This is a genomic window from Streptomyces sp. NPDC091281, assembly GCF_044757425.1.
In the GTDB taxonomy this organism is placed as follows: Bacteria; Actinomycetota; Actinomycetes; order Streptomycetales; family Streptomycetaceae; genus Streptomyces.
In genome coordinates this window covers 155,238-181,113 of sequence record NZ_JBIVUY010000015.1, presented here as the reverse complement: position 1 = coordinate 181,113, position 25,876 = coordinate 155,238, and the positions used below count along the sequence as shown (strand labels likewise).

Here is a 25,876-nt window from a genome sequence, read left to right as displayed (position 1 = left end):
GGTGAGGGGGCAGGGGGCAGGGGTCAGCGGCAGCCGCAGGCGGCCAGGGCTCCGGCCGCGCGGTCCAGGGCGCTCTGGGCGGCGGTGCGGTCGGTCGTGCCGGACGCCAGGAGGGCGAAGGCCAGGAGGTGGCCGTCGCGGTCGACGACCGTGCCCGCGAGGGAGTTGACCCCGGTCAGGGTGCCGGTCTTGGCGCGGACGACACCGGCCGCCCCGGTCACCGTGTCGGCGCCGGGGGCGGTCGCCGCGTACCGCTCGCTCAGCGTGCCGGTGAATCCGGCGACGGGGAGTCCGGTGAGGGCCGCGCGCAGGTCGGGGCGGTCGGGGTCGGCGGCCTTGGCGAGCAGGGCGGTCAGCAGGTCGGCCGTGAGGCGGCCCTCCCGGTCGAGGCCGCTGCCGTCCCTGAAGTCGGCCCCGGAGAGCGGCAGTCCGAGTCGGCCGAGCTGGGTGCGGACCGCCTTGGCGCCGCCCGCGAAGTCGGGGCGGACGCCGGTCGCGAGGGCGGTCTGGCGGGCGAGCGCCTCGGCGATGTCGTTGTCGCTGTTGGTCAGCATCCGCTCGACGAGGGCGGCCAGCGGCGGGGAGGAGACCATGGCGAGGGTCTTCGCGCGCGAGGTGGCCTTCGACGGGCCGGGGGCGGAGGCGGTCACGCCGCGCGCGCGCAGGAACCCGGCGAACTTCTTCGCCGCGTCGGCGGCCGGGTCCGGGACGCGGGTCACCGCGCCGCTGGTGGAGTCGTCGGAGCGCCCCTCGTCGGCGGTGAGGGGGGTAACGCGCGCGAGGTTCCCGTCGACCCCGATCGGGTGAACCTCGGTCCCCGCGTAGAGCGTGGTGTCGTACGACAGCGTCGCCTGGGTGACGCCGCGCTTCTTCAGGGCGGCGGCCGTGGTGGCGGCGAGGGTGCGCAGGCTGGCCCAGCCGTCGGCCTCGGCGCGCGCGGTGAGCGTGGGGTCGCCGCCGCCGACGAGGACGACCTCGTCCGTGCCGGGTTCGAGGGCCGTACGGGTGGCGATGCGGTGGTCGGGGCCGAGGGCGGCGAGCACGGCGACGGCGGTGGCGATCTTGGTGGTGGAGGCCGGGGTGAGGGCCTGGTCGGCGCCGGAGCCGAAGAGGCGCTTGCCGGTGGTGACGTCGAGGACGGCGGCGGACCGGCGGGTGCCGAGGGCCGGGTCGGCGAGGAGCGGACCGAGCACGCGCGCGAGGGCGGCCGCCTCCGGCCCGGACCTGATCTTCGTCGTCGGGCCGCCGAGTCCGGCGAGCACGGCGGCGGCGCTCGGCGCGGGCTTCGGCGCGCCGCCCGCGGCACCGGACGAACCGGACCCTCCGGCCGTGACGGACGTATCGTCACCGCGGCCGTGATCTGCGCCACCCGTCCGTTCGAGGGCGACCGCCCGGTCCCGCTCGGCCGTACGCTGACCCGTGGAGTCCCAGGGGCCGGCGGCGGTCGCCACGCCGACGGCCAGCGCCAGCCCGGCGGTTGCCGCACCCGCGGTGTACTGCCAGGACCGGCCGGCCTTCGGCCCCGTGACGCGCGCGAGCTGTGGTTTCGCCGCCTGCGCCAGCCGCGCGACCCGCGGCTGCGTGGCGGCCGCCACGCGCGCGAGACGCGGCCGTACGGCCTCTGCGGCCCGTGCCAGACGCGGTCGTACGGCGTCCGCGGCCCGCACCACGTGCGGGCGCGCGGCGCGCCAAGGCCTCAGCTCGGGCACGATCACCAGCCCCTTTCGCGATCACCCACCTGCGTGAGGGACACTTAACCACCAGAACTATGTGCTGATCATGGAGGAGCGTCCGGTGGAGTTCGACGTCACGATCGAGATCCCGAAGGGTTCGCGGAACAAGTACGAGGTGGACCACGAGACCGGTCGGATCCGCCTGGACCGTCGGCTCTTCACCTCGACCGCCTACCCGACCGACTACGGCTTCGTCGAGAACACCCTCGGCGAGGACGGCGACCCGCTGGACGCGCTGGTCATCCTGGACGAGCCGACCTTCCCGGGCTGCCTGATCCGCTGCCGCGCGATCGGCATGTTCCGCATGACCGACGAGGCGGGCGGCGACGACAAGCTGCTCTGCGTCCCGTCGACCGACCCGAGGGTGGAGCACCTGCGCGACATCCACCACGTGTCGGAGTTCGACCGCCTGGAGATCCAGCACTTCTTCGAGGTCTACAAGGACCTGGAGCCCGGCAAGTCCGTCGAGGGCGCCGACTGGGTCGGCCGGACCGACGCCGAGGCCGAGATCGAGCGGTCCTACAAGCGCTTCAAGGACCAGGGCGGTCACTGACACCGCCGCGAGAGGGGCCGTACACGCGCGTGTACGGCCCCTCTCGCATGCGCGCGTGCGTTCCGCCGCCCGCGCGGGGGCCGTACGGGTCATACGCGCGTGCACCGGACCGTACGTGTCGCACGCGCCTGGACCGTACGTGTCGCACGCGCGCGGGCCGTTCGCGGTGGGGGCCCAGGGTGTACGAACGGCACGGCTGCGCATACTGAGGCGGACGGAATGTGTCGTTCCAGGGAGCGTTGCTCAGTGATGGAGGCGGAGGACCGCAAGCCAGGGTCGGACGAGGCGAGGGGGGCGTTCGACCCGGAGATCACCTCCGAGTTCGCGATCCCGCGGGGGCTGGCCGTCCCCCGGGGCGGGGGCGAGCCGGAGACCACCTCGGAGTTCGCCGTCCCGGACGGGCTGGACACCCCTCAGCAGTCGGGCGAGCCGGGCGGGTCGGCGTTCAGCCCGCCGCGCACGTACAGCGCGCGCGACGCGCCCAGCGCGTTCACGCCCGCCGAGGGCTTCCCCGTAGTGAGCCTGACCAAGGACGTGCCCTGGCAGGACCGGATGCGCACGATGCTGCGGATGCCGGTGGCCGAACGGCCCGCGCCGGAACCGCCGCCCCGCGCCGAGGAGGGCGGTCCGGCCGTCCCGCGCGTGCTCGACCTGACCCTGCGCATCGGTGAACTGCTGCTGGCGGGCGGCGAGGGCGCCGAGGACGTGGAGGCCGCCATGTTCGCGGTCTGCCGCTCCTACGGCCTCGACCGCTGCGAACCGACCGTCACCTTCACGCTGCTGTCCATCTCGTACCAGCCGTCCCTGGTGGAGGACCCGGTGACGGCGTCGCGGACCGTCCGCCGCCGGGGCACCGACTACACGCGGCTCGCGGCCGTCTTCCAGCTCGTCGACGACCTGAGCGACCCGGAGACCCACATCTCCCTGGAGGACGCCTACCGGCGGCTCGCGGACATGCGCCGCAACCGGCACCCCTACCCGACCTGGGTGCTGACCTCGGCGAGCGGGCTGCTCGCGGGCGCGGCCTCGGTGCTGGTCGGCGGTGACGTGGTCGTGTTCGTCGCGGCGGCGATCGGCGCGATGCTCGGTGACCGGCTGGCCTGGCTGTGCGCGGGGCGCGGGCTGCCGGAGTTCTACCAGTTCCTGGCCGCCGCGATGCCCCCGGCCGCCATCGGCGTCGCCCTGACGCTCGGCCATGTCGACGTGAAGGCCTCGGCGGTGATCACCGGTGGGCTGTTCGCGCTGCTGCCCGGACGGGCCCTCGTGGCGGGCGTGCAGGACGGCCTGACGGGGTTCTACATCACCGCCGCCGCCCGGCTGCTGGAGGTCATGTACCTCTTCGTCGGCATCGTGGTGGGCGTCCTGGTGATGCTCTACGTCGGTGTGCAGCTCGGCGCGCACCTCAACCCGGACGCCGCCCTGGGCATCAGCAAGCGGCCGCTGTGGCAGATCGGCGCGTCCATGCTGCTGTCGCTGACCTTCGCCGTACTGCTCCAGCAGGAGCGGTCGACGGTGCTGGCGGTGACGCTCAACGGCGGCGTCGCCTGGTCCGTGTACGGCGCGATGCACTACACGGGCGAGATCTCACCGGTGGCCTCCACGGCCGTCGCGGCGGGCGTGGTGGGCCTCTTCGGGCAGTTGCTGTCGCGCTACCGGTTCGTGTCGGCGCTGCCTTACACGACGGCCGCGATCGGGCCGCTGCTCCCGGGTTCCGCGACCTACTTCGGGCTGCTGGCGATCGCCCAGAACGAGGTGGACGCGGGGCTCGTCTCGCTGACCAAGGCGGCGGCCCTCGCGATGGCGATCGCCATCGGGGTCAACCTCGGGTCCGAGATCTCGCGGCTGTTCCTGCGGATCGGCTCGGTGGAGAAGCGGCGCGCGGCGAAGCGGACCCGGGGGTTCTGAGGGGACGGAGGACCCGCCTCCGCCCCGTCGTGCCACGGGATGCTCAGTAGCCCTGGCGGTAGGGGTGCTGGCCGTTGTGCTGCTGCGCGTCCGGGTACGGCTGCTGGGGCTGCCGGCCGTCCGGGTACGAGCCGTCGGAGTAGGGGCCGTCGGGGTACTGGCCTTCGCCGTACTGCCCTTCGGCGTACTGGCCGTCGTTGCGGCCGTTCTGCTGCGGGGTGCCGTAGGGCTGCTGCTGGGGCGGCCACTCCTGCTGCTGGGGGTACGGCTGCTGCGGCGGGTACGGCTGCTGCCGGGGGTCCCGGGGCTGCTGCTGGGGGTAGGCCTGCTGCTGCGGGTAGGGCTGCGCGCCGTAGGGGTCGTTCCCGTACTCGCCGCGGTGGCCGTTGCGGTCCTGGCCGTGGTCGCCGTACGGGGCCTGGCCGTGCTCGTCGATGCGGCGCAGGCGGGTGGTGGCGTCGTCCATCGGCTGGTGGGGCTGGTGCGGGGCCGGGGTCGCTTCGTCGGCCTCCTGGGGGGCCTTCTTCGCCTTCGAGCGCGCGCGCAGGAACTCGATGATGATCGGGACCACCGAGATCAGGACGATCAGCAGCAGGATGGGCTCGATGTTCTGCTTGACGAAGTCGATCCTGCCCAGCCAGGAGCCGAGCAGGGTCACGCCCGCGCCCCACAGGACGCCGCCGATGACGTTGAAGATCAGGAACGAGCGGTACCGCATGCCGCTGACGCCCGCGATGATCGGCGTGAAGGTGCGCACGATGGGCACGAAGCGGGCCAGGACCAGCGACTTGGGACCGTACTTCTCGAAGAACTCGTGCGCCTTGGTGACGTTCTCCTGCTTGAAGAGGCGGGAGTCGGGGCGCTTGAAGAGCGACGGGCCGACCTTCTTGCCGAACATGTAGCCCGCCTGGTCGCCCAGGACGGCCGCGACGCAGATCAGGGCGATCGCCGCCCACAGCGGGAAGTCCAGCTGGTTCGAGGTGATCAGCAGACCCGCCGTGAACAGCAGCGAGTCACCCGGCAGGAAGAAGCCGATGAGCAGGCCCGACTCCGCGAAGACGATGAGCAGCAGACCCCAGATGCCGAAGCTGTCCAGCAGATAGTCGGGGTCCAGCCAGCTCGGTCCTAGGGCAAGGGTCGTCACGGTTCCGGGCTCCTGACGGGGGTGGGGAGTGCGCGTCCTTCTACGGCCGCACAACGCTACCAACGCATTGTCTACGCCCCGGGTTCCATGCGGTTCCCCAGGATGCACGGAGCCCCCGATGGGGCAAACCTGTGACCATGGGTATCGAAGAATACGGCGGCGGCCAGGGGCCCCAGCCGGACGTGCTGGTCGTGACCACCAACGACGTACCGGGTCACCGGGTCCAGGAGGTCATCGGTGAGGTCTTCGGCCTCACGGTGCGCTCCCGGCACCTCGGGAGCCAGATCGGCGCCGGTCTGAAGTCGATGATCGGCGGCGAGCTCAAGGGGCTCACCAAGACCCTCGTGGAGACCCGCAACCAGGCCATGGAACGGCTCGTCGAGCAGGCACGCGCGCGCGGGGCGAACGCCGTGCTGGCGTTCCGCTTCGACGTGACGGAGGCCGCGGACGTGGGTACCGAGGTGTGCGCGTACGGCACGGCGGTGATCCTGGCCCGGGAGTGACCCCGGGCCGGGACCGGTGACAGCGGACCCCGGGGAGCCGACGCGGACCGGCGCGCTACGCGCGCGTGCGCCGGTCCGCGTTGGCGTCGATCGCCGCGCGCAGGTGCGCGGCGAACCCCGGGTGCTGTGCGTCGTAGTACGCCGTGAAGCGCGCGTCGGCGACGTACATCTCGCCCAGGCAGCGGTGGAGTTCGTAGGGGCACTCGTAGAACCAGCCGCAGATGTGCAGCCGGTGTTCCTCGGCCAGGTCCATGGCCGTGTCCCCGGTGGGCGGTTCACCGGCGGTCAGGGCGGCGACGTAGCGTTCGCTCCAGGCCGCCGACTCGTCGCGCATGCGCTGCCAGTCCCGCTTGGTGTAGCGGGCGGTGCGACGGCGGGACTCGGCGTACGCGGGGGTGTCGCCCCAGCGCTGACGGGTCTCCTCGGCGTACTGCTCCGGGTCCTGGTCGCCGAAGACCTCGAAGCGTTCCTCGGGGGTCAGGTAGATGCCCATCTCACGTGCCTCCATGGCGTGTTCCACGGCCGCGGCCATCTTCTGGAGCGTCTCGATCCGGGCGGTCAGCAGGTCGTGCTGCCGGCGCAACTGCGCGCGCGGGTCCACGTCCGGGTCGTCGAGCAGGGCCGCGACCTCGTCGAGGGGGAAGCCGAGCGCGCGGTGGAACAGGATGCGCTGGAGCCGGTCCAGGTCGCCGTCGCCGTAGCGGCGGTGGCCCGCGTGGCTGCGTTCGCTCGGGACGAGCAGACCGATGGCGTCGTAGTGGTGCAGGGTGCGCACGGTCACCCCGGCGAAGCCCGCCACCTGTCCCACGGAGTAGCTCACGGTGCCGCTCCTCCCTTCCGTTCCGCACCTGGCCCGCGCGGGCGGTCGTCGTCGATCGCGCGCGTTCTCGGCCGTACTGGTCGCGTCCTCCACGATGGGCCCTCACGTGACGTGAGGGGCAAGCCCGGTTCCCGGGCCCCCGTCCCCGCGCGGACCACTCCTCCGCCCGCCCCAGGGTGTTACGTCCCTTTGATCCGCTTATGGTGAGCGCGTGGCCCAGGACACCGCCCGGCAGAAGCCCTCCGCTCCGGCGACTCCCGCGCGCGCGTTGCTGCCCTCCATCCTGCCCGCGCTCGTCGTGGGCGTGCTGGTGAGCCTGCTGTTCGTGCTGGTCAGCGGGGTCGCCGAGCAGCTGGAGCACGTGCTGTGGAAGAACCTGCCCGACGCCCTCGGCATCGGCCGCTACTCGGTGCTCTGGATGATGGTCATGCTCGTCGCGACCGGGATCGCGGTGGGCCTGGTGGTGTGGAAGGTGCCCGGTCACGCGGGCCCCGATCCGGCGACGACCGGCCTGGACGCGCCCGTGCCGCCGCCCGTGGTCCTGCCCGGCCTGGTGCTGGCGACGATGCTGATGCTGGCGGGCGGACCGAGTCTGGGCCCGGAGAACCCGCTCATCGCGGTGAACGTCGGCGTCGCCTACTGGCTGGGCAGCAAACTGCTGCCGCGGGCGCCGGGACAGGTCTGGCCGGTGCTGGCGGAGGCGGGAACGATCGGGGCGCTGTTCGGCACGCCGGTGGCGGCCGCCCTGCTGCTCTCCGAGGCGATGGCGGGCCGCAAGACCGACCGGCCCCTGTGGGACAGCGTCTTCGCGCCGCTGGTCGCGGCGGCGGCCGGTTCGATGACGGTGACGCTGCTGGACCATCCGTCGTTCGACCTCGACCTGCCCGCGTTCGGCACGCCGGGCTGGGACGACCTGCTGGCCTCGCTCGTGATCGCGTCGGCCGGCGCGCTGCTCGCGATGTGCGCCGTTCGGGCCTTCCCGTACGTGCACGCCGCCTTCGCCCGGCTCCGGCACCCGATGCTGATGCTGCCCGCGGGCGGGGTCGTGCTGGGCCTGCTGGCGGCCGTGGGCGGCCATCTGACGCTCTTCAAGGGCCTGGACGAGGTCGGCGAGCTGGCCCGCGATCCCGACGGCTGGACGGCGGGCGAGTTCGCCACGATGACGGTGGTGAAGCTGGCGGCGCTGCTGGTGGCCGCGTCCTGCGGATTCCGCGGCGGCCGGATCTTCCCGGCGGTGTTCGTGGGGGTGGCGCTGGGGCTCACCGCCCACGCCCTGGTGCCCGCGGTCCATCCGGCGGTGGGGGTGGCGACCGGCGTGCTGGGTGTGCTCCTCGCCATCACCCGGCAGGGCTGGGTGAGCCTGTTCGTCGCGGCGGTCCTCGTCGCCTCGCCCTCAATCATCGCGCTGCTCTGCATCGCCTCCCTCCCGGCCTGGCTGCTGGTGACGGGACGGCCGCAGATGCAGCTGCGGGAAAACGGGTCGGCGGTTCGGTGAACCGATCGGGCCCCCTCATCCGATGAAGCGGCAGGAGGCCGCTGACGAACGACGGGAGAACCCCATGGCACTGCACGAAGGTCCGAAGAAGCGCGACGAGCGCCCGCTGGCCGTCAACCCGTTCTTCGGGGAGGCGAATCCGGTGTCCGGCATGGCCGAGGCGCCGCCCAAACACCGGTTGCCGGACGGCCCGACACCTCCGTCCACGGCGTATCAGCTGGTGCACGACGAGTTGATGCTGGACGGCAATTCGCGGCTGAACCTGGCCACCTTCGTCACCACCTGGATGGAGCCGCAGGCGGGGGTGCTGATGGCGGAGTGCCGCGACAAGAACATGATCGACAAGGACGAGTACCCGCGCACCGCCGAGCTGGAGCGCCGCTGCGTGGCGATGCTCGCCGACCTGTGGAACGCGCCGGACCCGTCGGCCGCCGTGGGCTGTTCCACCACCGGCTCCAGCGAGGCGTGCATGCTCGCCGGGATGGCGCTGAAGCGGCGGTGGAAGAAGCGCGCCGCCGACCCGACCGCCCGCCCGAACCTGGTCATGGGGGTCAACGTCCAGGTGTGCTGGGACAAGTTCTGCAACTTCTGGGAGGTCGAGCCGCGGCTGGTCCCCATGGAGGGCGACCGGTTCCACCTCGATCCGCAGGCCGCGGCCGAGCTGTGCGACGAGAACACCATCGGGGTCGTCGGCATCCTCGGCTCCACCTTCGACGGGTCCTACGAGCCGATCGCGGACCTGTGCGGTGCGCTGGACGCCCTCCAGGAGCGCACCGGCCTCGACATCCCGGTGCATGTGGACGGGGCCTCGGGCGGGATGATCGCGCCCTTCCTGGACGAGGACCTGGTGTGGGACTTCCGGCTGCCGCGCGTGGCGTCGATCAACACCTCGGGGCACAAGTACGGGCTGGTGTACCCGGGCGTCGGCTGGGCGCTGTGGCGGGACAAGGAGGCCCTGCCGGAGGAGCTGGTCTTCCGGGTCAACTACCTGGGCGGTGACATGCCGACCTTCGCCCTGAACTTCTCCCGGCCGGGGGCGCAGGTCGTCGCGCAGTACTACACCTTCCTGCGGCTCGGCCGGGAGGGCTTCCGGGCGGTGCAGCAGTCGACCCGTGACGTCGCCCGGTCGCTGGCCGACTCGGTGGAGGCGCTCGGTGACTTCCGGCTGCTCACCCGTGGCGACCAGCTGCCCGTCTTCGCCTTCACCACCGGCCCGGACGTCACCTCCTACGACGTGTTCGACGTCTCCCGGCGACTGCGGGAACGCGGCTGGCTGGTCCCCGCGTACACGTTCCCGCCGAACCGGGAGGACCTGTCGGTCGTGCGCTTGGTCTGCCGCAACGGGTTCTCCTCGGACCTGGCCGAACTGTTCATCGACGACTTGAGTCAGCTCCTGCCCGAACTGCGCAGACAGCAGGGTCCGCTCACCCGGGACAAGACCGCGGCGACCGGGTTCCACCACTGAGGGAGGGGTGCCCGGGCGAGGGGGGGCGGTGCGAGGCAGGCGTTGGTCGGGGCGGGGGTTGACCGGAGCAGGGGTTGGCCGGAGCGGGGGGTGGTCGGAGCCGGGGGGCTGGTCGGAGCGGGGCGCCGTCCGAGGCACCCCACCCCGCCCCGCAGCTACCGGCTCATCCGCGCGAACCTCCGTACCGCCAGCGGCAAGAAGACCGCGAGCAGTGCCAGGGGCCAGACGACGGCGGCCAGGACGTGGTCCGAGGAGCCTGCCGGGCCGAACAGGTCGCGGACCGCCGAAGCGGTCTGGGACATCGGGTTCCATTCGACGGCCGTGCCGAGCCAGTCCGGCATGGAGGAAGGAGTGGCGAGGGCGTTGGAGAGGAAACCGACGGGCCAGACCAGGATCTGCACGGCCTGCACCATCTCGGGGCGGCCCGCCACCAGGGCCAGGTGGATGCCGATCCAGAGCATGGCGAACCGGAACAGCAGCAGCAGACCGACCGCCGCCAGGAAGGCACCGGTCCCGCCGTGCACGCGCCAGCCGAGCGCCGCGCTCACCCCGAGCAGCACGACGAGACCCACCGCCGACTGGAGCATGTCGGCCGCAGACCGGCCCACCAGGACCGCGCCATCGGCCATCGGCATCGCCCGGAAACGGTCGATGACGCCCTTGTCGAGGTCCTGGGTGACGGCGAGCATCGTGCCCTCCAGACCGAAGGCCATGGTGAGCGCGAGCATCCCCGGCACGAGGTAGTCCAGGTAGTCGCCGCTGACGCCGCGGCCGCCGCCGATCAGGTAGCCGAACATCAGCAGCAGCATCACCGGGAAGACCAGCCCCACGGCCACGCGGCCCGGCTGCCGCGCCCAGTGGGCGAGTTCACGCCGGGTCATGGTCCAGGAGTCGGTCAGGGCATGGACGGTCACGCGGTCTCCTTCAGGGTGGTGGGCCGGTCCGCGCGGCGGTCCTCGCCACCGCGACCTCGCCGCCGGCCGTCCTCGCCGCCACGGCCGTCGGCGTCGCGGTCGGCCGACTCGTCGCCAGCGCGACCGTCGCGGTCACGGTCATCGCGGGCGTGACCGTCACGGTCGCGGTCATCGTGGTCGGTGAGGTGGAGGAAAACCTCGTCGAGGGTGGGGCGGCGCAGGGCCACGTCCTCCGCCTCGACACCGGCCTCCTCCAGCGCGCGGAGGACGGCGGACAGCGCGGCCACGCGGTCGGTGACAGGGGCGCTGAGCAGCCGCCGGTCGGGGTCCACGGTGACGGTGTCCGGGGGTACGGGCAGCAGGGCGCGGGCGGCGTCCAGGAGAGCGGCGTCGCGCAGGACGACGTCGACGCGGTCGCCGCCGATGAGCGCCTTCAGCTCGTCGGGGGTGCCGTCGGCGGCGACCCTCCCCCGGTCGATGAGGCAGACCCGGTCGGCGAGCTGGTCGGCCTCCTCCAGGTACTGGGTGGTGAGGACCACCGTGGTGCCGCCGCCGACCAGGGAACGGACCGCCGCCCAGACCTCGGACCGGCCGCGCGGGTCGAGTCCGGTGGTCGGCTCGTCCAGGAACAGCACCTCGGGATCGGTGATCAGGGACGCCGCCAGATCCAGGCGACGGCGCATGCCGCCGCTGTAGGCGCGGACCGGCTTGCGGCCGGTGTCGGCCAGGTCGAAGCGCTCCAGCAGCTCGGTGGCCCGGACGCGGGAGCGGCGGGCGCCCAGGTGGTGGAGGCGGCCGAACAGGTCCAGGTTCTGCCGCCCGTCCAACTCCTCGTCCAGCGCGGCGTGCTGGCCCAGCAGGCCGATGCGGAACCGCACCTCGCGCGCCTGCCGGACCACGTCGTACCCGGCCACCACGGCCCGCCCGGAGTCGGGCCGCAGCAGCGTGGACAGGATTCTGACGAGGGTGGTCTTGCCCGCCCCGTTCGGGCCGAGCACGCCCTGCACCGTGCCGCGCCCGACCGTGAGGTCGAGTCCGGCCAGGGCCTCGGTACCGCCGTACCGCTTGCGGACGTCCTCGACGGTGATCGCCGCGTCGGTCATGTCCGATCCCCCCGCTTCCCGGCCGCCGGACTGCCCCGGCAAGCCAACTAATCAAACTTGACTACCGGGCCAAGGTAAGACACCGGACCTCACTCGTCAAACTTGATTAGTGACCGTCTCCCGGATGGCGCTCCCCGGTGGCGTACGGGTTCTCCTGGTCGGCGGCGAGGATGCCGACGAACGGGTCGCCCTCGCCGTGGAAGGTGTAGGCGCCGCCCTCGATGCGGGCGATGAGGCCCTGCGCCCAGGCGGCCTCGGCGTCGGCCGTGTGCAGCCAGAGGTTCATGATCTCGCCGATGTGCCCGAGCTGCTCCGGGCCCTCCTCGGGCACGTAGTGCTCGGTGACGGCCGCCCGCCACTCGTCGATCCGCCGGGTCCGTTCCCGCAGCAGGGACACCGCCTCGGCGCGCGGCAGGTCAACGACGAAGCCGATGGCCGCCGACTTCACGTCGACCTTCTGGTCGTAGGAGGTGAGCGCCTCGCGCAGCAGGCGGAAGTACTCCTCGGCGCCCTGCTCGGTGAGCTCGTACTCGGTGCGGGGCGGGCCGCCCGCGGTGGACGGGGCGATCTCGTGCGCGCGCAGCAGGCCCTGCTTCGCCATCTGCTTCAGGGCGTGGTAGATCGAGCCCGGCTTGGCGTTGGACCACTCGTGGGCGCCCCAGTACTCCAGGTCGTTGCGCACCTGGTAGCCGTGGGCCCGCCCGTGCTGGCGCACCGAGCCCAGCACGAGAAGACGGATCGCTGACATGACGTCCAGGTTAGAGCGCGGGTCCCGGCGGAACCCCGCCGCTCCCCGCGCTCCGGCCCGGCGGGCTCAGCCCCAGGACGAGCCCTGCTCCTTCGCGACCAGGTCCCAGGCGGAGGCGCCGTCCAGGGACTCGCGGATGATGTCGGCGTGACCCGCGTGCCGGGCGGTCTCGCGGATCAGGTGCAGGACCATCCAGCGGATCGACACCCGCGCGTCCGGCGGGAACCAGGGCTCGTTCGGCAGCGGGAAGGTGTCGTCGAGGCTCGGCACGGCGCGGACGTAGGCCTCGGTGGCGGCCGCGACCTCCCCCCAGTGGGCGAGCTGGGAGGCGACGGTCTCGCCGTCGACCAGGACGAAGCACTCGTGCCAGTTGGACTCGTCGCGCCGGACGGCCGGCGGCACGCCCTGGGCGCGCGCCAGCCAGCCCTGCTCGACCTCGGCGACATGCTTGAGCAGCCCGCCTAGGGACAGCTCGCTCGCGGTCGGCCGCTCGGCGGCCTGCTCCTCGGTGAGCCCGAGCACCGAGCGCCGGATGCCGCCGCGCTGCTCCGCCAGGAACGCGAGCAGCGCGCCCCGCTCGTCGCCCTTCGCCTCGGCCGGTACGTGCGTGACCATGGTGGCCGCCTCTCGTCGTCGCTGGCCCGGCTCCCCCGGGGACTACGACGACACTACGGACCCTTGCGGTCAGGAACGGTCCTCAAGGGTCCGCCGCGTGTTGCGGACAGCGCGAGCGGGGAGGCCCTGGGCTCGGCTCTAGAAGGGCCAGCCGCTGCGGCCGTGCTGCACGGAGATCCACTTGGTGGTGGTGAAGGCCTCCAGGGTGGTCTCGCCGTTGAGGCGGCCGAGGCCGGAGTTCTTCTCGCCGCCGAAGGGGACGATCGGCTCGTCGTGGACGGTCGCGTCGTTCACGTGGAACATGCCGGTGACGATCTGCCGGGCGAAGGCGACGCCCCGCTCGACGTTCCCGGTGTGGACGGCGCCGCTCAGGCCGTACGGGCTGTCGTTGACCAGGCGTACGGCCTCCTCCTCCCCGTCGAAGGTGGTGAGGAAGACGATCGGGCCGAAGACCTCCTGCTGGAGGAGGGCCGAGTCGGCGGGGAGGTCCGCGAAGACGGACGGCTCGACCAGGTTGCCCTCGGTCGCGCCGCGCAGCAGGACGGTGGCGCCCTCCGCGACGGCCTGCTCGGCGACGCCGGTCAGCGACTCGGCCTGCGAGGAGTTGATCACCGGGCCGATGACGGTCTGCGGGTCGCGCGGGTCGCCCGCCTTGAGGGTGCGGACCTTGGCGACGAACTTCTCGGTGAACGCGTCGGCGACCGAGCGGTCGACCAGGACGCGGTTGGCGGCCATGCAGACCTGGCCCTGGTGGATGAAGCGGCTGAACACGGCCGCGTCGACGGCGTAGTCGATGTCGGCGTCGTCGAGGACGACGAAGGCGCTGTTGCCGCCGAGTTCGATGACGGACCGCTTGAAGTGCGAGGCGGCGACGGTGGCGACGTGGCGGCCGACCTTGTCGGAGCCGGTGAAGGAGATGACGCGCGGGACGGGGTGCTCCAGGAAGGCGTCGCCGATCTCGGCGATGTCGGTGACGACGACGTTCAGCAGGCCCGGGGGGAGTCCGGCGTCCTCGAAGAGGCGGGCGATGACGGTGCCGCCGGAGATCGGGGTGTTCTGGTGGGGCTTGAGGACGACGCCGTTGCCGAGGGCCAGGGCGGGGGCGACCGACTTGAGCGACAGCAGGAACGGCACGTTGAAGGGGCTGACCACGCCGACGACGCCGACCGGCTCGCGGTAGACGCGGTTCTCCTTGCCGTCGATCGGGGAGGGGAGGATGCGGCCCTCGGGGGTCAGCGCGAGGTGGACGGCCTCGCGCAGGAACTCCTTGGCGAGGTGGATCTCGAAGGCGGCCTTGCCGAAGGTGCCGCCCGCCTCGGCGACGAGGACCTCGCTGATCTCCGCCTCGCGCTCCTCGACCAGCCGCAGTGCCTTCTCGAAGACCGCGCGGCGGACGTACGGGCTCGTGGCGGCCCAGTCGCGCTGGGCGCGGGCGGCGGCGCGGTAGGCCTCGTCGATCTCGTCGACGGTGGCTATCGTGATCGAGGCGAGTTTCTCGCCGTCGTAGGGATTGAAGTCGATGATGTCCCAGGACCCGGTCCCCGGACGCCACTTGCCGTCGATGTACTGCTGTGCCAGGTCGGTGAAGTAGCTCGACATGTGATCCCTCAATCCCCTGCTGCGATCGGCTGCGATCGGCATCACGATCTGATCACACGTCATCGTACGTGTGTTTCAGGTGAGTTGGGGGGTAGCTGAGGTATCCGCGACAGCCCTGGGGCGGGGCGGGCGGCGTCAGGAGAGCTGGAGCAGTCCGCGCAGCAGGTCACGGCTCTCGTCGGGGCCGGGGCTGTCCTGCTGGAGCTCCTTGAGGGCGTGCTCGTACTGGGCGACGTCCTCGCGCTTGTCGAGGTAGAGGGCGCTGGTGAGCTGCTCCAGGTAGACCACGTCCGAGAGGTCGGACTCGGGGAAGCTCAGGACGGTGAAGGCGCCGGACTCGCCCGCGTGCCCGCCGAAGCCGAACGGCATCACCTGGAGCCGTACGTTGGGGCGTTCGGAGATGTCGATGAGGTGCTGGAGCTGTCCGCGCATGACGTCGCGGTCGCCGTAGGGGCGGCGCAGGGCGGCCTCGTCGAGGACGATGTGGACGTCCGGGGCGTTCTCCGCGACGAGGTACTTCTGCCGTTCGAGGCGCAGGGCGACGCGGCGGTCCACGTCGGCCCTGCTGGCGCCCTGCATGCCGCGCAGGACGACGGCGTGCGCGTAAGCCTCGGTCTGGAGCAGACCGTGCACGAACTGGACCTCGTAGGCGCGGATCAGCGAGGCGGCGCCCTCCAGACCGACGTACGTCGGGAACCAGTTGGGCAGCACGTCGGAGTAACTGTGCCACCAGCCCGCCACGTTGGCCTCGCGGGCGAGTCCGACCAGCGCCTTGCGCTCGGTCTCGTCCGTGATGCCGTACAGCGTCAACAGGTCTTCCACGTCCCGCGTCTTGAAGCTCACCCGGCCCAGTTCCATCCGGCTGATCTTCGACTCCGACGCCCGGATCGAGTACCCCGCCGCCTCGCGCGTGATGCCACGGGCCTCACGCAGCCGCCTGAGTTGCGAGCCGAGCAGCATGCGTCGCACCACCGATCCGGGCTCTCCCGCGCTCACGTTCGCCAGCCTCCCCAACCGTCCTACAGGGCCCGCAGTCTGCCACTAAAACACTTCGAGCAGTACTCGGCTGATTACAGAGATGGAAAGAAGCCAAAGGATACGCACACGGCGCCGTGAGGGAACAGTGAGGAAGGAGCAAGAGAAGTGCTCGTTCCGGGAAGGAAGATGGCGGAAAAAATGGCCAAGAAGCGGTACGGGCGGGTCCAATTCGGTCACGTGCACGTGCATCTGCCCTTGCATCTGTTGTGCGCATCCGAAACCATGGTCCCGCGCCACCGCTGCATCGCAACGACCGCGAATCCCGGGAGTGCCTCGCATGGGGACGAATGGATCGACCATGCTCGAGCCGTTACGGCAGGGCCTTCCGCCGCTTGATCCCGCGGCTGTGTCCGACGCGGCCTCCTGCGCCCTTCCCGCCCGACTGGAAGCCGTGCGCGAGGCACGGCGGTTCACCCGGGGCACGCTCGGTCAGTGGGAGGTGGAGGAGCGCTTCGACGACATATGTCTGGTCGTCTCGGAGCTGGTCACCAACGCCCTGCGTCACGGTCTCTCCCCGGAGTGCGCCCGGCAGGCGCCCGACCGTCAGCCGCAGGTGCGGCTGCACCTGATGCGCTGGACCGAGCGGCTCGTCTGCGCGGTGCGCGACCACAGCCGCGACACCCCGCTGCCCCGCGAGGCGGAGGACTTCGCGGCGGAGTCCGGCCGCGGGCTGTTCCTCGTCGACTCCTTCGCCGACGGCTGGGGCTGGCAACCGCTGTCGAGCGGCCTCGGCGGCAAGGTCGTGTGGGCGCTGTTCCGGCTGCGCACCGACGCCGAATGACGGTGAACCGCGGCACCTCCGGGTGCCGCGGTTCTCCGCGCGTGGTGATTCCGGCCCTGATCCCGGCTGTCATCCGCGCGACGACTCCGGCCCGTCCCCGTGCGGCGGGCGCGGCGGGAGGTCAGCTCGCGATCAGGTGGTCGAACTCGCCGTCCTTGATGCCCAGGAGCATCGCCTCGATCTCGGCGCGTGTGTAGACGAGCGCGGGACCGTCCGGGAAGCGGGAGTTGCGCACCGCGACGTCACCGCCGGGCAGCCGCGCGAACTCCACGCAGGAACCCTGCGAGTTGCTGTGCCGGCTCTTCTGCCAGGCGACGTTGTCCAGCTGTGTGGCGGCCATGCCGTTGTACACGTCGTGCCCCCCGTCAACGTCGTGGTCCACAGGTCGCTCCCTGGTGGTGCACTGGCTGGTGTGGCCATCGGTGCCATGGTCAACTGTCCCGGATCATAACCCCGTTCACGTGCAGTTGCATGAGCAGATGCACGTGCACGCCGGGTGCCCGCACGGTTACAGCTCTTGACGCCCGCTTTACCGGCCACGCGTGCGCCCCTGAGCCTCCCCCGCGCCTGCCCCCGGCGGTCCCGACGCATGCGACCTCGGGTTTTCCCGGGAGCGCGGTCGCCCCCCTTGGTCGAGGACACGGGCGGGGATGCGTACGGGGGTCGCGAGGTGGGGCGAGCCGGTCGCGAGGGGATCGCGAGGTAGTACGGATCGAACCACTTGTGCAGAGGGTGAGACGCACCGGGGGTCGCGGATGTTCCGCGCCCGGGGACACGGTTCGGCCACCGCCCGCCGGGACGGTGTTGCGGGGGCGGCCGGAACAGGTCTGCGCGGGCGGATGAGTGTCGTCCGTTCTGTCCGGTCGTGCGACGGCGGCCGACCGCCGCCGCACCGGAATGCCTCCGTCTGTTTCCGGCCGCGCGGACCGACGCCCCGACCCGAACTGCCCGGGGCGGAGGCCTCCGGTTCGGGCTCGTGGAAAGCGCTCACCCCCGTGCGCGACGGGGAGGTCGTCCACGGGGGTGAGGGTCGCTCGGGCCAAGGGCGGCAGCGCACGGACGTCCACCCGTCGGGCTCCGCCCTCCGTGGCCCGACTGCGGCGGGTGGACACGGGGCCGCCCTCCCCTCGTACGGCCGGGGGAGGGAGCCGTACGGAGACGGTGCGAGCCGGAGCGGAACGGGTGGAGCGCGGCGGAACGGGGCGGGGCGGAACGGGGTGGAGCGGGCCGGGGCCGGGTGGCGAGCCGCCGGGCGGTCCCCGGGCTCAGCGGCCGGTGTACGGGAGCAGTGCCATCTCGCGCGCGTTCTTCACCGCGCGGGAGAGCTGCCGCTGCTGCTGGGCGGAGATACGGGTGACCCGGCGGCTGCGGATCTTGCCCCGGTCGGAGATGAACTTCCGGAGCAGGTCGGTGTCCTTGTAGTCGATGTAGGTGATCCCGGCCTCGTCCAGCGGGTTGGGCCGGTTGCGGACGGGCTTGCGTTCGGTCTTGCGGGGCACGGGGGTCAGACCTCCAGGAGGGTGTCGAAGGCGGGCGGGAGCCGCTTCCAGGCGGCGCGCCCGGCGGCGTACTCGACGTCGGTGAGCAGGCAGGACTCCAGCAGGCTCTCCAGTCCGTCACGGTCGAGGCCGGGCGAGGTGAAGACGAGGTGCTGGCAGCAGTCGCCGTGCTCGGGGTGCCAGTCGAGGGCGGCGGCGGCCCGGCGTACCGGCGGCAGCAGCTCCCAGGCGGCGTCGGGCAGCGAGGCGAGCCAGGGCCCCGCGGACTCCACGCAGAGGGCGCCCCCGGCCGCGTCCCAGTGCAGCAGCGTGTCCGGCTTGTCGGCGAGCCAGAACCGTCCCCGGCTGCGGGCGGCGGCGCAGGTCAGGTCCTCCAGGGCCGCGTAGAGCCGCTCGGGGTGGAAGGGGCGGCGGCGGTGCCAGACCAGGGTGGTCACGCCGTGCGCGTCGGCCTCGGCGGGCAGCAGCGCGCAGGCCGGGTGCTGGGCCGCCGCGGCGGCCTCGACGTCGAACCCGGCGAGCGCGGCGTCCGCGAGGGCGGAGCGTCGGCGCGGGGCGGCGCCCCGACCGGTGGGCCCGGGGTCCGCGGCGGCCGGGGGCAGGGGTACGGCGACCTGACGGGCCGTGGGGTGCAGCTGGGCGAGGAGTTCGCGGTCCTCGTCGTCGGCCTCCGGGGAGTCCAGGACGGCGAGGACGGGGGCGTACTCCAGCTGGCGGGCGAAGGTGTCCGCCACGGTCCGCTGGTCGGTGGCCGCCGCCGCGAGGCCGCGTTCGGCGAGGTCGTCGCCGTTGCCGAGGTACGGCAGGAGCAGCGCCGGGTCGAGGGCGGTGATCACGCCGGTCACGGTCAGGGGGCCGCGGGTGGAGCCCCGGGCGCCGGAGCCGACGGCGCCCGCGGCCTCGGCCACCACCTCCGCCATCGCCTTGGGCTCGACCGAGTCCCACAGCTCGACCACGGCGAGGCGGGTGGTGCCGTCGTCCGCTAGGCGCAGCAGTTCGGGCACCAGGTCCTCGCGCAAGGCGCAGCACGCGCAGTCGTTGACCAGGGGCGCCTCCCCTGCGGAGAGGATGCCGCTGGCGTCCCGGATCGTGCGGACGACCGTGCCGGCGGCGGCGGTCGCCAGGTCGTGGTGGAGGACGACGCTGCCGGGCACCTCGGCGAGCAGCCGGTCCACGGTCGCGCGGCGGGCCTCGGCATGCAGCCCGCCGACGATCGCCACCGCCAGGCTCACGCCCCGCCCCGCATCCCGTAGCGGCGCTCGAAGCGCTCGACGCGGCCGGCGGTGTCCAGGACGCGGGCGGTGCCCGTGTAGAAGGGGTGGCTGACGTCGGAGATCTCGACGTCGACGACCGGGTAGGTCCGGCCGTCCTCCCACTCGATCGTCTTCTCGCTCGTCATGGTCGAGCGGGTCAGGAAGGCGTAGTCGGCGGCCCGGTCACGGAAGACGACGGGACCGTACGGCGGGTGGATTCCCTCACGCATCGCGGATCAGCGCTCCTCTCGGAAGTCGACGTGGCGGCCGACGACGGGGTCGTACTTGCGCAGGGTCATACGGTCCGGGTCGTTGCGCCGGTTCTTGCGGGTGACGTAGGTGTAGCCGGTCCCCGCGGTGGAGCGGAGCTTGATGACCGGGCGCAGTTCGTTGCGTGCCATGCTGCTATCTTACTGAAAATGAATTCCATTAACAGCACGCTTCGACGAGAGGTACGTCACCTGTGTCCGCGCACTGCATGCTGACCGGCGCCCAGCCCGGCTTCGGCAACTCCATCTCCCACTCCCACCGGCGCACCTCGCGCCGCTTCGACCCCAACATCCAGTCCAAGCGGTACTGGCTGCCCAGCGAGCGGCGGCACGTCCGGCTGCGGCTCAGCACCAAGGGCATCCGCACGGTCGACGCGATCGGCGTCGAGGCGGCCGTGGCCCGGATCAGGGCGCGGGGGGTGCGGGTGTGAGGGGTGCGGATGTGAGCGGTGCCGGGACCACAGCAACCACCAGGACCACCGGGACAAGCGGGATCACCGGGACCACCGGGACCACCGGCAACGAGGAGTAGGCGTGGCGAAGAAGAGCAAGATCGCGAAGAACGAGCGGCGGCGGGAGGTCGTCGCGCGGTACGCCGAGCGGCGGGCCGAGCTGAAGGAGATCATCCGGCGGCCGTCCTCCACGGAGGCGGAACGGCTGGCCGCGCGCCGGGAGTTGGACCGCCAGCCGCGCGACGCGAGCGCGACGCGCGTACGCAACCGGGACCAGATCGACGGACGGCCGCGCGGCTACTTCCGTACGTTCGGCCTGTCCCGGGTGAGCCTGCGCGGGCAGGCGCACGCGGGCCATCTGCCGGGGGTGCGGAAGGCGTCCTGGTAGCCCACGGGAAACGGCGGCCTCGGCAGGCGGCGGGAGGCCCGAAAAGGAGGCGAACGGGCGGCGAAGGAGCGGCCAAGGGGCACGGGACGGGGAGCCGGTGGGCGCCGGGCAGGGCGTACGGCGGGTCTGGGCGCCGGGGTTTCCGGCTGGTAGCTTGCTGCGGTCCTGGCCGGTCCGCCGGTCCGCCGACGTGTTCCGGGGCCGGCCGTCGCCGGTCGGTCCAGACGCGTCGCCGGGTCCGCCGGTCCGCCCGCCCGCCGGTTCGTCCGGCCACAGCTCGGGAGCCCGCCGTGACCCTGGTGACCTGCTCACGTCCGTACCGGCGGGCGGTGCGCGCCGCCACCACCGCCGTCCTGGCGGGATCGCTCCTGCTCACCGCGTGCAGCGGGGGCGGCGGTGACGACGACGGGGGCAGCGGGTCCGACTCCGCGCCCCCGGCCTCGGGCGGCGGGACCTCCAGCGCGGAGACCGGGGGCGGTACGGGCGGGGGTACGGGGGGTTCGGGGTCGGCGCCCGCCTCCGGCGATCTGGAGGGCAGTTGGCTCGCCACCGCGGACGGCAAGGCCGTCGCCCTGGTCGTCACCGGCAAGCAGGCGGCCCTGTTCGTGACCGGCGGGACCGTGTGCAGCGGCAGCGCGGGCGACGAGGCGGACATGACGATGATCCGCCTGAAGTGCGCGGGCGCGAACAACGACAAGGCCCCGCGCACCGTCGGCATGGTGGACTCCGTGGACGGCAAGACGCTCCAGGTCACCTGGGAGGGCGGCGCGGGCAAGGAGACGTACACCAAGGCCGAGGGCGGCCAGTGGCCGTCGGACCTGCCGACGGTGGGGCTGGGGTCGTAGCGCCGTAGCAGCGCAGCGGTAACGCCGTAGCAGCGCCGTGGCACCTTGGCGTGGCGGGGTTCCGGTCGGTTCGAAAGGCCGCGCGTGTGAGGGGTGTTGTGTGCTCCGGGCGGGCGGGGCGCGTGGCGGACGGGTGGGGCGCGCGGTGGACGTGCGCGCGCGTACGTGATGATCCTTCGAGCACCGTCACGTCGTCACCCGGGGATTCACATGCGCGCCGTTCCGATCACCGTCACCGCTCTCGCCGCGGCCCTTCTGCTCACCGCCTGCGGCGGCGGGGGCGACGACACCGCCGGGGACGGGGAGAGCAAGGCCTCGGGGTCGTCCGCCGCCCCCGCCGACTGCGCGGGCGGGGACCTGGGGCTCGCCGTCGGCGCGGTCAACGCGGCGCCCGCGGCCGGGGACACCGGCAACGTCACCGTCACGGTCACCAACAACGGCGGCACCTGCACCCTGAAGGGCTTCCCGAAGGTCGCGCTGGCGGCGGAGGACGGGACCGAGGTCACGGTGCCCCGCGACCCGGCCGCCCAGGCCCAGCCGCTGCCCCTCGCCGAGCAGGGCACAGCCGCCTTCACCGTCACGTACGTGCGCGCCGCGGACGGCGCCGACGGCGGCCTGGCCGCGACGACGCTGACGTACGGCCTGCCGGACGCCGCCGAGACGGAGAGCGCCACGTGGTCGTACGGCGCCGTGGCGCTCAAGGACGCGAAGACGCCGGACGCGACGGTGAGCGGGTTCCAGGCGACGGGCGACTGACCGGCGGGGACGGACGACCGACCGGCGGGACGGGCTGTCGACCGGCGGGACGGGCTGTCGACCGGCTGGTCGGGCGACCGGCTCGGGGGCCGGGAGCCGCGTGCGACGCGCGCGGTGAACGTTCCGCGCGCGTGTCGTACGGGTCGCACGCGCGGCCGGGGTCCGCGGGAGTGTCAGGGCAGGCTGGGGCGGTCGTGGACGCGGGCGCGGTCGGCGGCCTCGGCGCCCTCGGTCCAGCCCGCCTCGTCGGTGACGCCGCGCAGCCGGGTGGTGGTCGTGGCGGGGAACATGCGGTCCGTGGCCGCCGTGACGGCGACCTCGCGCGAGGCGAGGACCGGCAGCAGGTCGGCGGTGACCGGGGTCTCGGCGGCGGTGACCAGGCGGTCGCCCATGCGGTGCGCGTAGGCGGCCAGGAAGGACTGGCGGAAGGTCTTGGTGCGGCGGCGCCCGCCCGCGCGCTGGGCCGCCTCCGCCTTCGCCATCGCGGACTGGGCCTGCACCAGGAGCGAGGTGTGCAGCAGTTCCACCACCTCCAGGTCGGCCTCGAAGCCGACGACCGTGGAGAAGCAGTACGCCTCGTTCCACACGGCGCGGCAGTGGTTCGCGCGCGCCACCGCGTCCAGCAGCACTGCCTTGGCCTGCTCGTACGGCGGCTCGACGCCGATCCGGCAGGCGCCGGGCGCGTCCGGTGCCGGGGCCTGCGCGTCGAGCAGCGCCTCGTCGACGCTGTGCCGGGCCATCAGCTCCTGCGCCTTGGCGGTGAGCGCCTCCGCCTCCTCCGGGAACCCGGTCGCCTCCGCCTTGGCGAGCAGCGCGCGGATACGGCCCAGCATCGGCGAGGCCGAACGCGGCTGTCCGCTCGCGGTGACCTCCTGGAGCGGTTCGAGGGTGGGCAGCCGCAGCAGCAGCCGGTACAGCTCCAGGACCGTCGTCGCGTGCGAGAAGCGGTCGGCGCGCGGCGGGGCGTCGGCGTCCCCCGCGGCGCCGGGCAGCTCGGCGAGCTGCGCCGCCCAGCGCGGGCCGCGCGCACGGTCCTGCGGGGCCTGCGCGCGCACGAGGTCGGCGAGCAGGCGTACGTGGACGTCGTCCAGGTCGCGCGCCGCGATCCGTACAAGGTCGGCGGGCTGCCAGCCGCGCCGCCAGGCCGTGGCCACGAACTCCCGGCCCTCGCGCGCGAGGTCGGCGTCGGCGGCCGGGTCGGAGGCCAGGAGGGAGGCGCCCGTGTCGAGGGCGGTGTCGGTGGCGTCGTAGAGGGCCGCGCGGAAGGCGCGTGCGACGGTCGTGGTGGAGCTGCTCACCCCTGGATCGTGCCACGCGCGCGTAGCGGCCCGTCCATGTCAACCCAGGGTTGACACTCACGGGTGTCAACCCTACGTTGACAGTATGACCTCGCGACCGGAACCCACGGCAGCCGTCCGTCTGGACGACCTCATCGACGCCATCAAGAAGGTGCACCCGGAACCGCTCGACCAGCTCCAGGACGCCGTCATCGCCGCCGAGCACCTCGGGGACGTGGCCGACCACCTGATCGGCCACTTCGTCGACCAGGCGCGGCGGTCGGGCGCCTCCTGGACCGACATCGGCCGCAGCATGGGCGTGACCCGCCAGGCGGCGCAGAAGCGGTTCGTGCCGAAGGAGTCCGCCGACCTCGACCCGAGCCAGGGCTTCAGCCGGTACACGCCGCGCGCGCGCAACGTCGTCATGGCCGCGCACAACGCGTCGAAGACGGCCCGCAACGCCGAGGGCGCACCCGTCCACCTGGTCCTCGGCCTGCTGGCCGAGCCGGACGGCCTGGCGGTGCACGCGCTCGCCGAGCAGGGCGTCTCGACCCAGGCGGTGCTGGAGGCCGCGGGCGCCGCGCTGCCGCCGCCCGTCGCCGAGGTGCCCGAACTGGTCCCCTACGGCTCGGACGCCAAGAAGGTCCTCGAGCTCACCTTCCGCGAGGCCCTGCGCCTCGGCCACAACTACATCGGCACCGAGCACCTTCTGCTGGCCCTGCTGGAGTTCGAGAACGGCACCGGCGTCCTCAGCGGGCTCGGGGTGCGGAAGGCGGGCGTGGAGGAGTACGTGGCGCGGGCCCTGGCGCAGTTCGTGGCGGCGCGGGGCCAGGACACGGACGGCCAGGAGACCAAGAGCCCGGAGGCCGGGGGCCAGGCGGGGGTCTGACGCGCCGGGGGACCTCTGCGGGCGGGCCGTTGTCAGACCCCCCTGCGAGACTCGCGGCATGGCCTTCGAACGCTGGGCGCTCGTCCCGGCCGAGGGGGGCGGCGCATGGGTCGCCCCCCTCGGCCGGGACGGGCTGCCCGCGGGGCCGGTGGTCCAGGAGGCGGACCTGGCGGAGGCGGTCCGCTCCCGCCCCGGCGTGAGCCGGTGGGTCTGGCGTTCCACGGCGGAGGTGTATCCGCGCCTGCTCGCCACGGGGGTGCGAGTCGAGCGGTGCTACGACGTCGAGGACGCCGAGACCCTCCTCCTGGGCCACGAGGGACGGCACGGCGAGCCCCGCTCGGCCGCCGCCGCCCTCGCCCGCCTGCGCGGCGGTCCCGTACCGCCGGACCCGCCACCGCGGGCCGCCGCGCCGGGGGCGCAGTCCCCGCTGTTCGAACCGCAGGACACCGGCCTGCCGCTCACCGACCTCCTGGAGGTCTACGCGGAACAGCAGCGGCGGCACGACCGGGCGGAGCACCCCGACCGGATGCGGCTGCTGACGGCGGCCGAGTCGGCGGGGATGCTGGTGGCCGCCGAGATGAACCAGGCGGGGCTGCCGTGGAGCGCCGACGTCCACCGCGAGGTGCTGCACGACCTGCTCGGCGAGCGGTACACGGGCGGCGGCGAGCCCCGCAGACTGGCCGAGCTGGCGGAGGAGGTGTCGGCGGCCTTCGGCCGCCGGGTCCGCCCGGATCTCCCCGCCGACGTGGTGAAGGCGTTCGCACAGGCCGGTATCCGTGTCCGGTCCACGCGCCGCTGGGAGATCGAGTCCCTGGACCACCCCGCCGTGAAACCGCTCGTCGAGTACAAGAGGCTGTACCGCATCTGGGTCGCGCACGGCTGGTCCTGGCTGCACGACTGGGTCCGCGACGGCCGCTTCCGCCCCGAGTTCCTGGCGGGCGGCACCGTCACCGGCCGCTGGGTGACCAACGGCGGGGGCGCCCTCCAGATCCCCAAGGTGATCCGGCGGGCCGTGGTCGCCGACCCCGGCTGGCGGCTCGTCGTCGCCGACGCCGACCAGATGGAGCCCCGCGTCCTCGCCGCGATCTCCCGCGACCCCGGACTCATGGAGGTCGCGGGCCGCGGCACCGACCTCTACCAGTCCGTCTCCGAGCGCGCCTTCTCCGGCGACCGCGAGCAGGCCAAGCTCGCCGTGCTCGGCGCGGTGTACGGCCAGACCTCCGGCGACGGCCTCAAGAACCTCGCCGCGCTGCGCCGCCGCTTCCCGCGCGCGGTGGCCTACGTCGACGACGCGGCGCGCGCGGGCGAGGAGGGCCGCCTCGTACGGACCTGGCTGGGCCGCACCTGCCCGCCCGCCGCCGGTGCCGGAGCCGGTGAGGAGGGCGGCGCCGAGGACACGGGGAACGACGAGGCGGGCATCCCCACCGGCGACGACGACACCGGCCCCGCCCGCCCGTGGGTGCCGGGATACGCCTCCTCCGACGCCCGCGCGCGCGGCCGGTTCACCCGCAACTTCGTCGTCCAGGGCAGCGCCGCCGACTGGGCCCTGCTGATGCTGGCCGCGCTGCGCCGGTCCTGCACGGGCCTCGCCGCGCGCCTGGTCTTCTTCCAGCACGACGAGGTGATCGTGCACTGCCCGGCAGAGGAGGCCGAGACGGTGGTCGCCGCCATACGGGAGGCGGCGGAACTGGCGGGACGGCTGACCTTCGGGGAGACGCCGGTGCGGTTCCCGTTCACCACGGCGGTCGTGCGGTGCTACGCGGACGCCAAGTGAGGAGACGTAGGGAGGGGGAAGCCCGTTGAGGAGGAGGGAAGGCCGGGTGGGGAGGGGT

27 protein-coding genes are annotated in these 25,876 nt (G+C 73.0%); 12 read left to right on the top strand and 15 right to left on the bottom strand.

What is annotated here, in order from left to right; all coding sequences use genetic code 11:
* Positions 1-23 precede the first annotated feature (23 nt).
* Positions 24-1,715, bottom strand: a complete 1,692-nt coding sequence (gene dacB / locus ACIQPQ_RS32750) for a D-alanyl-D-alanine carboxypeptidase/D-alanyl-D-alanine-endopeptidase (protein WP_401311232.1) — start codon at positions 1,713-1,715, stop codon at positions 24-26.
* Between the two features lie 79 nt (positions 1,716-1,794).
* On the opposite strand from dacB, the gene ACIQPQ_RS32745 reads away from it, so the two are divergent.
* Both ACIQPQ_RS32745 and ACIQPQ_RS32740 read left to right on the top strand, forming a co-directional pair.
* On the top strand, positions 1,795-2,286 hold the full coding sequence (locus ACIQPQ_RS32745; RefSeq protein WP_007452023.1) for an inorganic diphosphatase: 492 nt from the start codon (positions 1,795-1,797) through the stop codon (positions 2,284-2,286).
* A gap of 246 nt (positions 2,287-2,532) precedes the next feature.
* Positions 2,533-4,191 carry a threonine/serine exporter ThrE family protein gene (locus tag ACIQPQ_RS32740; RefSeq protein ID WP_383772040.1) on the top strand — a complete coding sequence of 553 codons (1,659 nt, stop codon included), beginning with the start codon at positions 2,533-2,535 and terminating at the stop codon, positions 4,189-4,191.
* Between the two features lie 43 nt (positions 4,192-4,234).
* On the opposite strand, the gene ACIQPQ_RS32735 is transcribed toward ACIQPQ_RS32740, so the two are convergent.
* On the bottom strand, positions 4,235-5,335 hold the full coding sequence (locus ACIQPQ_RS32735) for a DedA family protein (RefSeq protein ID WP_401311228.1): 1,101 nt from the start codon (positions 5,333-5,335) through the stop codon (positions 4,235-4,237).
* 137 nt (positions 5,336-5,472) lie between these two features.
* Here ACIQPQ_RS32735 and ACIQPQ_RS32730 point away from each other — a divergent pair, with 137 nt between their 5' ends.
* On the top strand, positions 5,473-5,838 hold the full coding sequence (locus ACIQPQ_RS32730; protein ID WP_401311225.1) for a YbjQ family protein: 366 nt from the start codon (positions 5,473-5,475) through the stop codon (positions 5,836-5,838).
* A gap of 55 nt (positions 5,839-5,893) precedes the next feature.
* Here ACIQPQ_RS32730 and ACIQPQ_RS32725 read toward each other — a convergent pair whose 3' ends face one another.
* Positions 5,894-6,658 carry a MerR family transcriptional regulator gene (locus ACIQPQ_RS32725; protein ID WP_401311222.1) on the bottom strand — a complete coding sequence of 255 codons (765 nt, stop codon included), beginning with the start codon at positions 6,656-6,658 and terminating at the stop codon, positions 5,894-5,896.
* Between the two features lie 211 nt (positions 6,659-6,869).
* On the opposite strand from ACIQPQ_RS32725, the gene ACIQPQ_RS32720 reads away from it, so the two are divergent.
* Together ACIQPQ_RS32720 and ACIQPQ_RS32715 are read left to right on the top strand one after the other, a co-directional pair.
* Positions 6,870-8,153 (top strand): ion channel protein, encoded by a 1,284-nt coding sequence (locus tag ACIQPQ_RS32720; RefSeq protein WP_401311219.1) that lies wholly within the window; start codon positions 6,870-6,872, stop codon positions 8,151-8,153.
* A gap of 64 nt (positions 8,154-8,217) precedes the next feature.
* Positions 8,218-9,618 carry a glutamate decarboxylase gene (locus tag ACIQPQ_RS32715; protein ID WP_401311216.1) on the top strand — a complete coding sequence of 467 codons (1,401 nt, stop codon included), beginning with the start codon at positions 8,218-8,220 and terminating at the stop codon, positions 9,616-9,618.
* A 155-nt stretch (positions 9,619-9,773) separates the two neighbouring features.
* Here the strand turns inward: ACIQPQ_RS32715 and ACIQPQ_RS32710 are convergent, their stop codons facing one another.
* From ACIQPQ_RS32710 to ACIQPQ_RS32685, 6 genes are all read right to left on the bottom strand, one after another.
* Positions 9,774-10,532, bottom strand: a complete 759-nt coding sequence (locus ACIQPQ_RS32710) for an ABC transporter permease (RefSeq protein ID WP_401311214.1) — start codon at positions 10,530-10,532, stop codon at positions 9,774-9,776.
* Positions 10,529-11,635, bottom strand: coding sequence for an ATP-binding cassette domain-containing protein (locus ACIQPQ_RS32705; protein ID WP_401311211.1), 1,107 nt, complete (start codon positions 11,633-11,635; stop codon positions 10,529-10,531). Before ACIQPQ_RS32705 ends, ACIQPQ_RS32710 begins: the two co-directional genes overlap by 4 nt.
* Positions 11,636-11,741: 106 nt before the next feature.
* Positions 11,742-12,383, bottom strand: a complete 642-nt coding sequence (locus ACIQPQ_RS32700) for a PadR family transcriptional regulator (protein ID WP_401311208.1) — start codon at positions 12,381-12,383, stop codon at positions 11,742-11,744.
* A 66-nt stretch (positions 12,384-12,449) separates the two neighbouring features.
* Positions 12,450-12,998, bottom strand: a complete 549-nt coding sequence (locus tag ACIQPQ_RS32695) for a DinB family protein (RefSeq protein WP_401311205.1) — start codon at positions 12,996-12,998, stop codon at positions 12,450-12,452.
* Between the two features lie 138 nt (positions 12,999-13,136).
* The gene (locus ACIQPQ_RS32690) at positions 13,137-14,597 is read right to left on the bottom strand and encodes an aldehyde dehydrogenase family protein (protein WP_401311203.1); all 1,461 of its coding nucleotides are present in this window, start codon (positions 14,595-14,597) and stop codon (positions 13,137-13,139) included.
* Positions 14,598-14,732: 135 nt separating this feature from the next.
* Positions 14,733-15,557 (bottom strand): helix-turn-helix domain-containing protein, encoded by an 825-nt coding sequence (locus ACIQPQ_RS32685; RefSeq protein WP_401311346.1) that lies wholly within the window; start codon positions 15,555-15,557, stop codon positions 14,733-14,735.
* Positions 15,558-15,933: 376 nt separating this feature from the next.
* On the opposite strand from ACIQPQ_RS32685, the gene ACIQPQ_RS32680 reads away from it, so the two are divergent.
* The gene (locus ACIQPQ_RS32680) at positions 15,934-16,416 is read left to right on the top strand and encodes an ATP-binding protein (protein WP_401311200.1); all 483 of its coding nucleotides are present in this window, start codon (positions 15,934-15,936) and stop codon (positions 16,414-16,416) included.
* Between the two features lie 121 nt (positions 16,417-16,537).
* Here ACIQPQ_RS32680 and ACIQPQ_RS32675 read toward each other — a convergent pair whose 3' ends face one another.
* The 5 genes from ACIQPQ_RS32675 to rpmG all read right to left on the bottom strand — a co-directional run bounded on the left by ACIQPQ_RS32675 (position 16,538) and on the right by rpmG (position 19,569).
* Positions 16,538-16,798, bottom strand: coding sequence for a DUF397 domain-containing protein (locus ACIQPQ_RS32675; RefSeq protein ID WP_383772016.1), 261 nt, complete (start codon positions 16,796-16,798; stop codon positions 16,538-16,540).
* A gap of 883 nt (positions 16,799-17,681) precedes the next feature.
* Entirely contained in the window at positions 17,682-17,915 is a 234-nt protein-coding gene (rpsR, locus tag ACIQPQ_RS32670) for a 30S ribosomal protein S18 (protein ID WP_401311197.1), read from the bottom strand.
* Positions 17,916-17,920: 5 nt separating this feature from the next.
* The gene (locus ACIQPQ_RS32665) at positions 17,921-19,147 is read right to left on the bottom strand and encodes a GTP-binding protein (protein WP_401311194.1); all 1,227 of its coding nucleotides are present in this window, start codon (positions 19,145-19,147) and stop codon (positions 17,921-17,923) included.
* Positions 19,144-19,398 (bottom strand): type B 50S ribosomal protein L31, encoded by a 255-nt coding sequence (locus ACIQPQ_RS32660; RefSeq protein ID WP_383772009.1) that lies wholly within the window; start codon positions 19,396-19,398, stop codon positions 19,144-19,146. Before ACIQPQ_RS32660 ends, ACIQPQ_RS32665 begins: the two co-directional genes overlap by 4 nt.
* Positions 19,399-19,404: 6 nt before the next feature.
* The gene (gene rpmG, locus ACIQPQ_RS32655; RefSeq protein WP_003999141.1) at positions 19,405-19,569 is read right to left on the bottom strand and encodes a 50S ribosomal protein L33; all 165 of its coding nucleotides are present in this window, start codon (positions 19,567-19,569) and stop codon (positions 19,405-19,407) included.
* Between the two features lie 62 nt (positions 19,570-19,631).
* On the opposite strand from rpmG, the gene rpmB reads away from it, so the two are divergent.
* The 4 genes from rpmB (at position 19,632) to ACIQPQ_RS32635 (ending at position 21,878) form a co-directional block, all read left to right on the top strand.
* Positions 19,632-19,868, top strand: coding sequence for a 50S ribosomal protein L28 (rpmB, locus tag ACIQPQ_RS32650; RefSeq protein ID WP_383772007.1), 237 nt, complete (start codon positions 19,632-19,634; stop codon positions 19,866-19,868).
* Between the two features lie 103 nt (positions 19,869-19,971).
* Positions 19,972-20,277, top strand: a complete 306-nt coding sequence (gene rpsN / locus ACIQPQ_RS32645; RefSeq protein WP_383772005.1) for a 30S ribosomal protein S14 — start codon at positions 19,972-19,974, stop codon at positions 20,275-20,277.
* 290 nt (positions 20,278-20,567) lie between these two features.
* On the top strand, positions 20,568-21,122 hold the full coding sequence (locus ACIQPQ_RS32640) for a hypothetical protein (RefSeq protein WP_401311189.1): 555 nt from the start codon (positions 20,568-20,570) through the stop codon (positions 21,120-21,122).
* A 210-nt stretch (positions 21,123-21,332) separates the two neighbouring features.
* Positions 21,333-21,878 (top strand): DUF4232 domain-containing protein, encoded by a 546-nt coding sequence (locus tag ACIQPQ_RS32635; RefSeq protein WP_401311186.1) that lies wholly within the window; start codon positions 21,333-21,335, stop codon positions 21,876-21,878.
* Positions 21,879-22,051: 173 nt separating this feature from the next.
* Here the strand turns inward: ACIQPQ_RS32635 and ACIQPQ_RS32630 are convergent, their stop codons facing one another.
* On the bottom strand, positions 22,052-23,176 hold the full coding sequence (locus ACIQPQ_RS32630) for a DUF2786 domain-containing protein (protein ID WP_401311184.1): 1,125 nt from the start codon (positions 23,174-23,176) through the stop codon (positions 22,052-22,054).
* Between the two features lie 85 nt (positions 23,177-23,261).
* Between ACIQPQ_RS32630 and ACIQPQ_RS32625 the strand changes: the two genes are divergently transcribed.
* Entirely contained in the window at positions 23,262-24,044 is a 783-nt protein-coding gene (locus ACIQPQ_RS32625; protein WP_401311181.1) for a Clp protease N-terminal domain-containing protein, read from the top strand.
* Positions 24,045-24,102: 58 nt separating this feature from the next.
* On the top strand, positions 24,103-25,818 hold the full coding sequence (locus tag ACIQPQ_RS32620; protein WP_401311179.1) for a bifunctional 3'-5' exonuclease/DNA polymerase: 1,716 nt from the start codon (positions 24,103-24,105) through the stop codon (positions 25,816-25,818).
* Positions 25,819-25,876: the final 58 nt, after the last annotated feature.

Excerpts from the sequence above, each read along its gene's own strand:
- ACIQPQ_RS32715 (WP_401311216.1), top strand. The coding sequence starts at position 8,218 with ATGGCACTGCACGAAGGTCCGAAGAAGCGCGACGAGCGCCCGCTGGCC.
- ACIQPQ_RS32690 (WP_401311203.1), bottom strand. The coding sequence starts at position 14,597 with ATGTCGAGCTACTTCACCGACCTGGCACAGCAGTACATCGACGGCAAG.
- ACIQPQ_RS32705 (WP_401311211.1), bottom strand. The coding sequence starts at position 11,635 with ATGACCGACGCGGCGATCACCGTCGAGGACGTCCGCAAGCGGTACGGC.
- ACIQPQ_RS32730 (WP_401311225.1), top strand. The coding sequence starts at position 5,473 with ATGGGTATCGAAGAATACGGCGGCGGCCAGGGGCCCCAGCCGGACGTG.
- ACIQPQ_RS32680 (WP_401311200.1), top strand. The coding sequence starts at position 15,934 with ATGCTCGAGCCGTTACGGCAGGGCCTTCCGCCGCTTGATCCCGCGGCT.
- ACIQPQ_RS32660 (WP_383772009.1), bottom strand. The coding sequence starts at position 19,398 with ATGCGTGAGGGAATCCACCCGCCGTACGGTCCCGTCGTCTTCCGTGAC.
- ACIQPQ_RS32700 (WP_401311208.1), bottom strand. The coding sequence starts at position 12,383 with ATGTCAGCGATCCGTCTTCTCGTGCTGGGCTCGGTGCGCCAGCACGGG.
- ACIQPQ_RS32625 (WP_401311181.1), top strand. The coding sequence starts at position 23,262 with ATGACCTCGCGACCGGAACCCACGGCAGCCGTCCGTCTGGACGACCTC.
- rpmG (WP_003999141.1), bottom strand. The coding sequence starts at position 19,569 with ATGGCACGCAACGAACTGCGCCCGGTCATCAAGCTCCGCTCCACCGCG.
- ACIQPQ_RS32695 (WP_401311205.1), bottom strand. The coding sequence starts at position 12,998 with ATGGTCACGCACGTACCGGCCGAGGCGAAGGGCGACGAGCGGGGCGCG.
- ACIQPQ_RS32685 (WP_401311346.1), bottom strand. The coding sequence starts at position 15,557 with ATGCTGCTCGGCTCGCAACTCAGGCGGCTGCGTGAGGCCCGTGGCATC.
- ACIQPQ_RS32635 (WP_401311186.1), top strand. The coding sequence starts at position 21,333 with ATGCGCGCCGTTCCGATCACCGTCACCGCTCTCGCCGCGGCCCTTCTG.
- ACIQPQ_RS32620 (WP_401311179.1), top strand. The coding sequence starts at position 24,103 with ATGGCCTTCGAACGCTGGGCGCTCGTCCCGGCCGAGGGGGGCGGCGCA.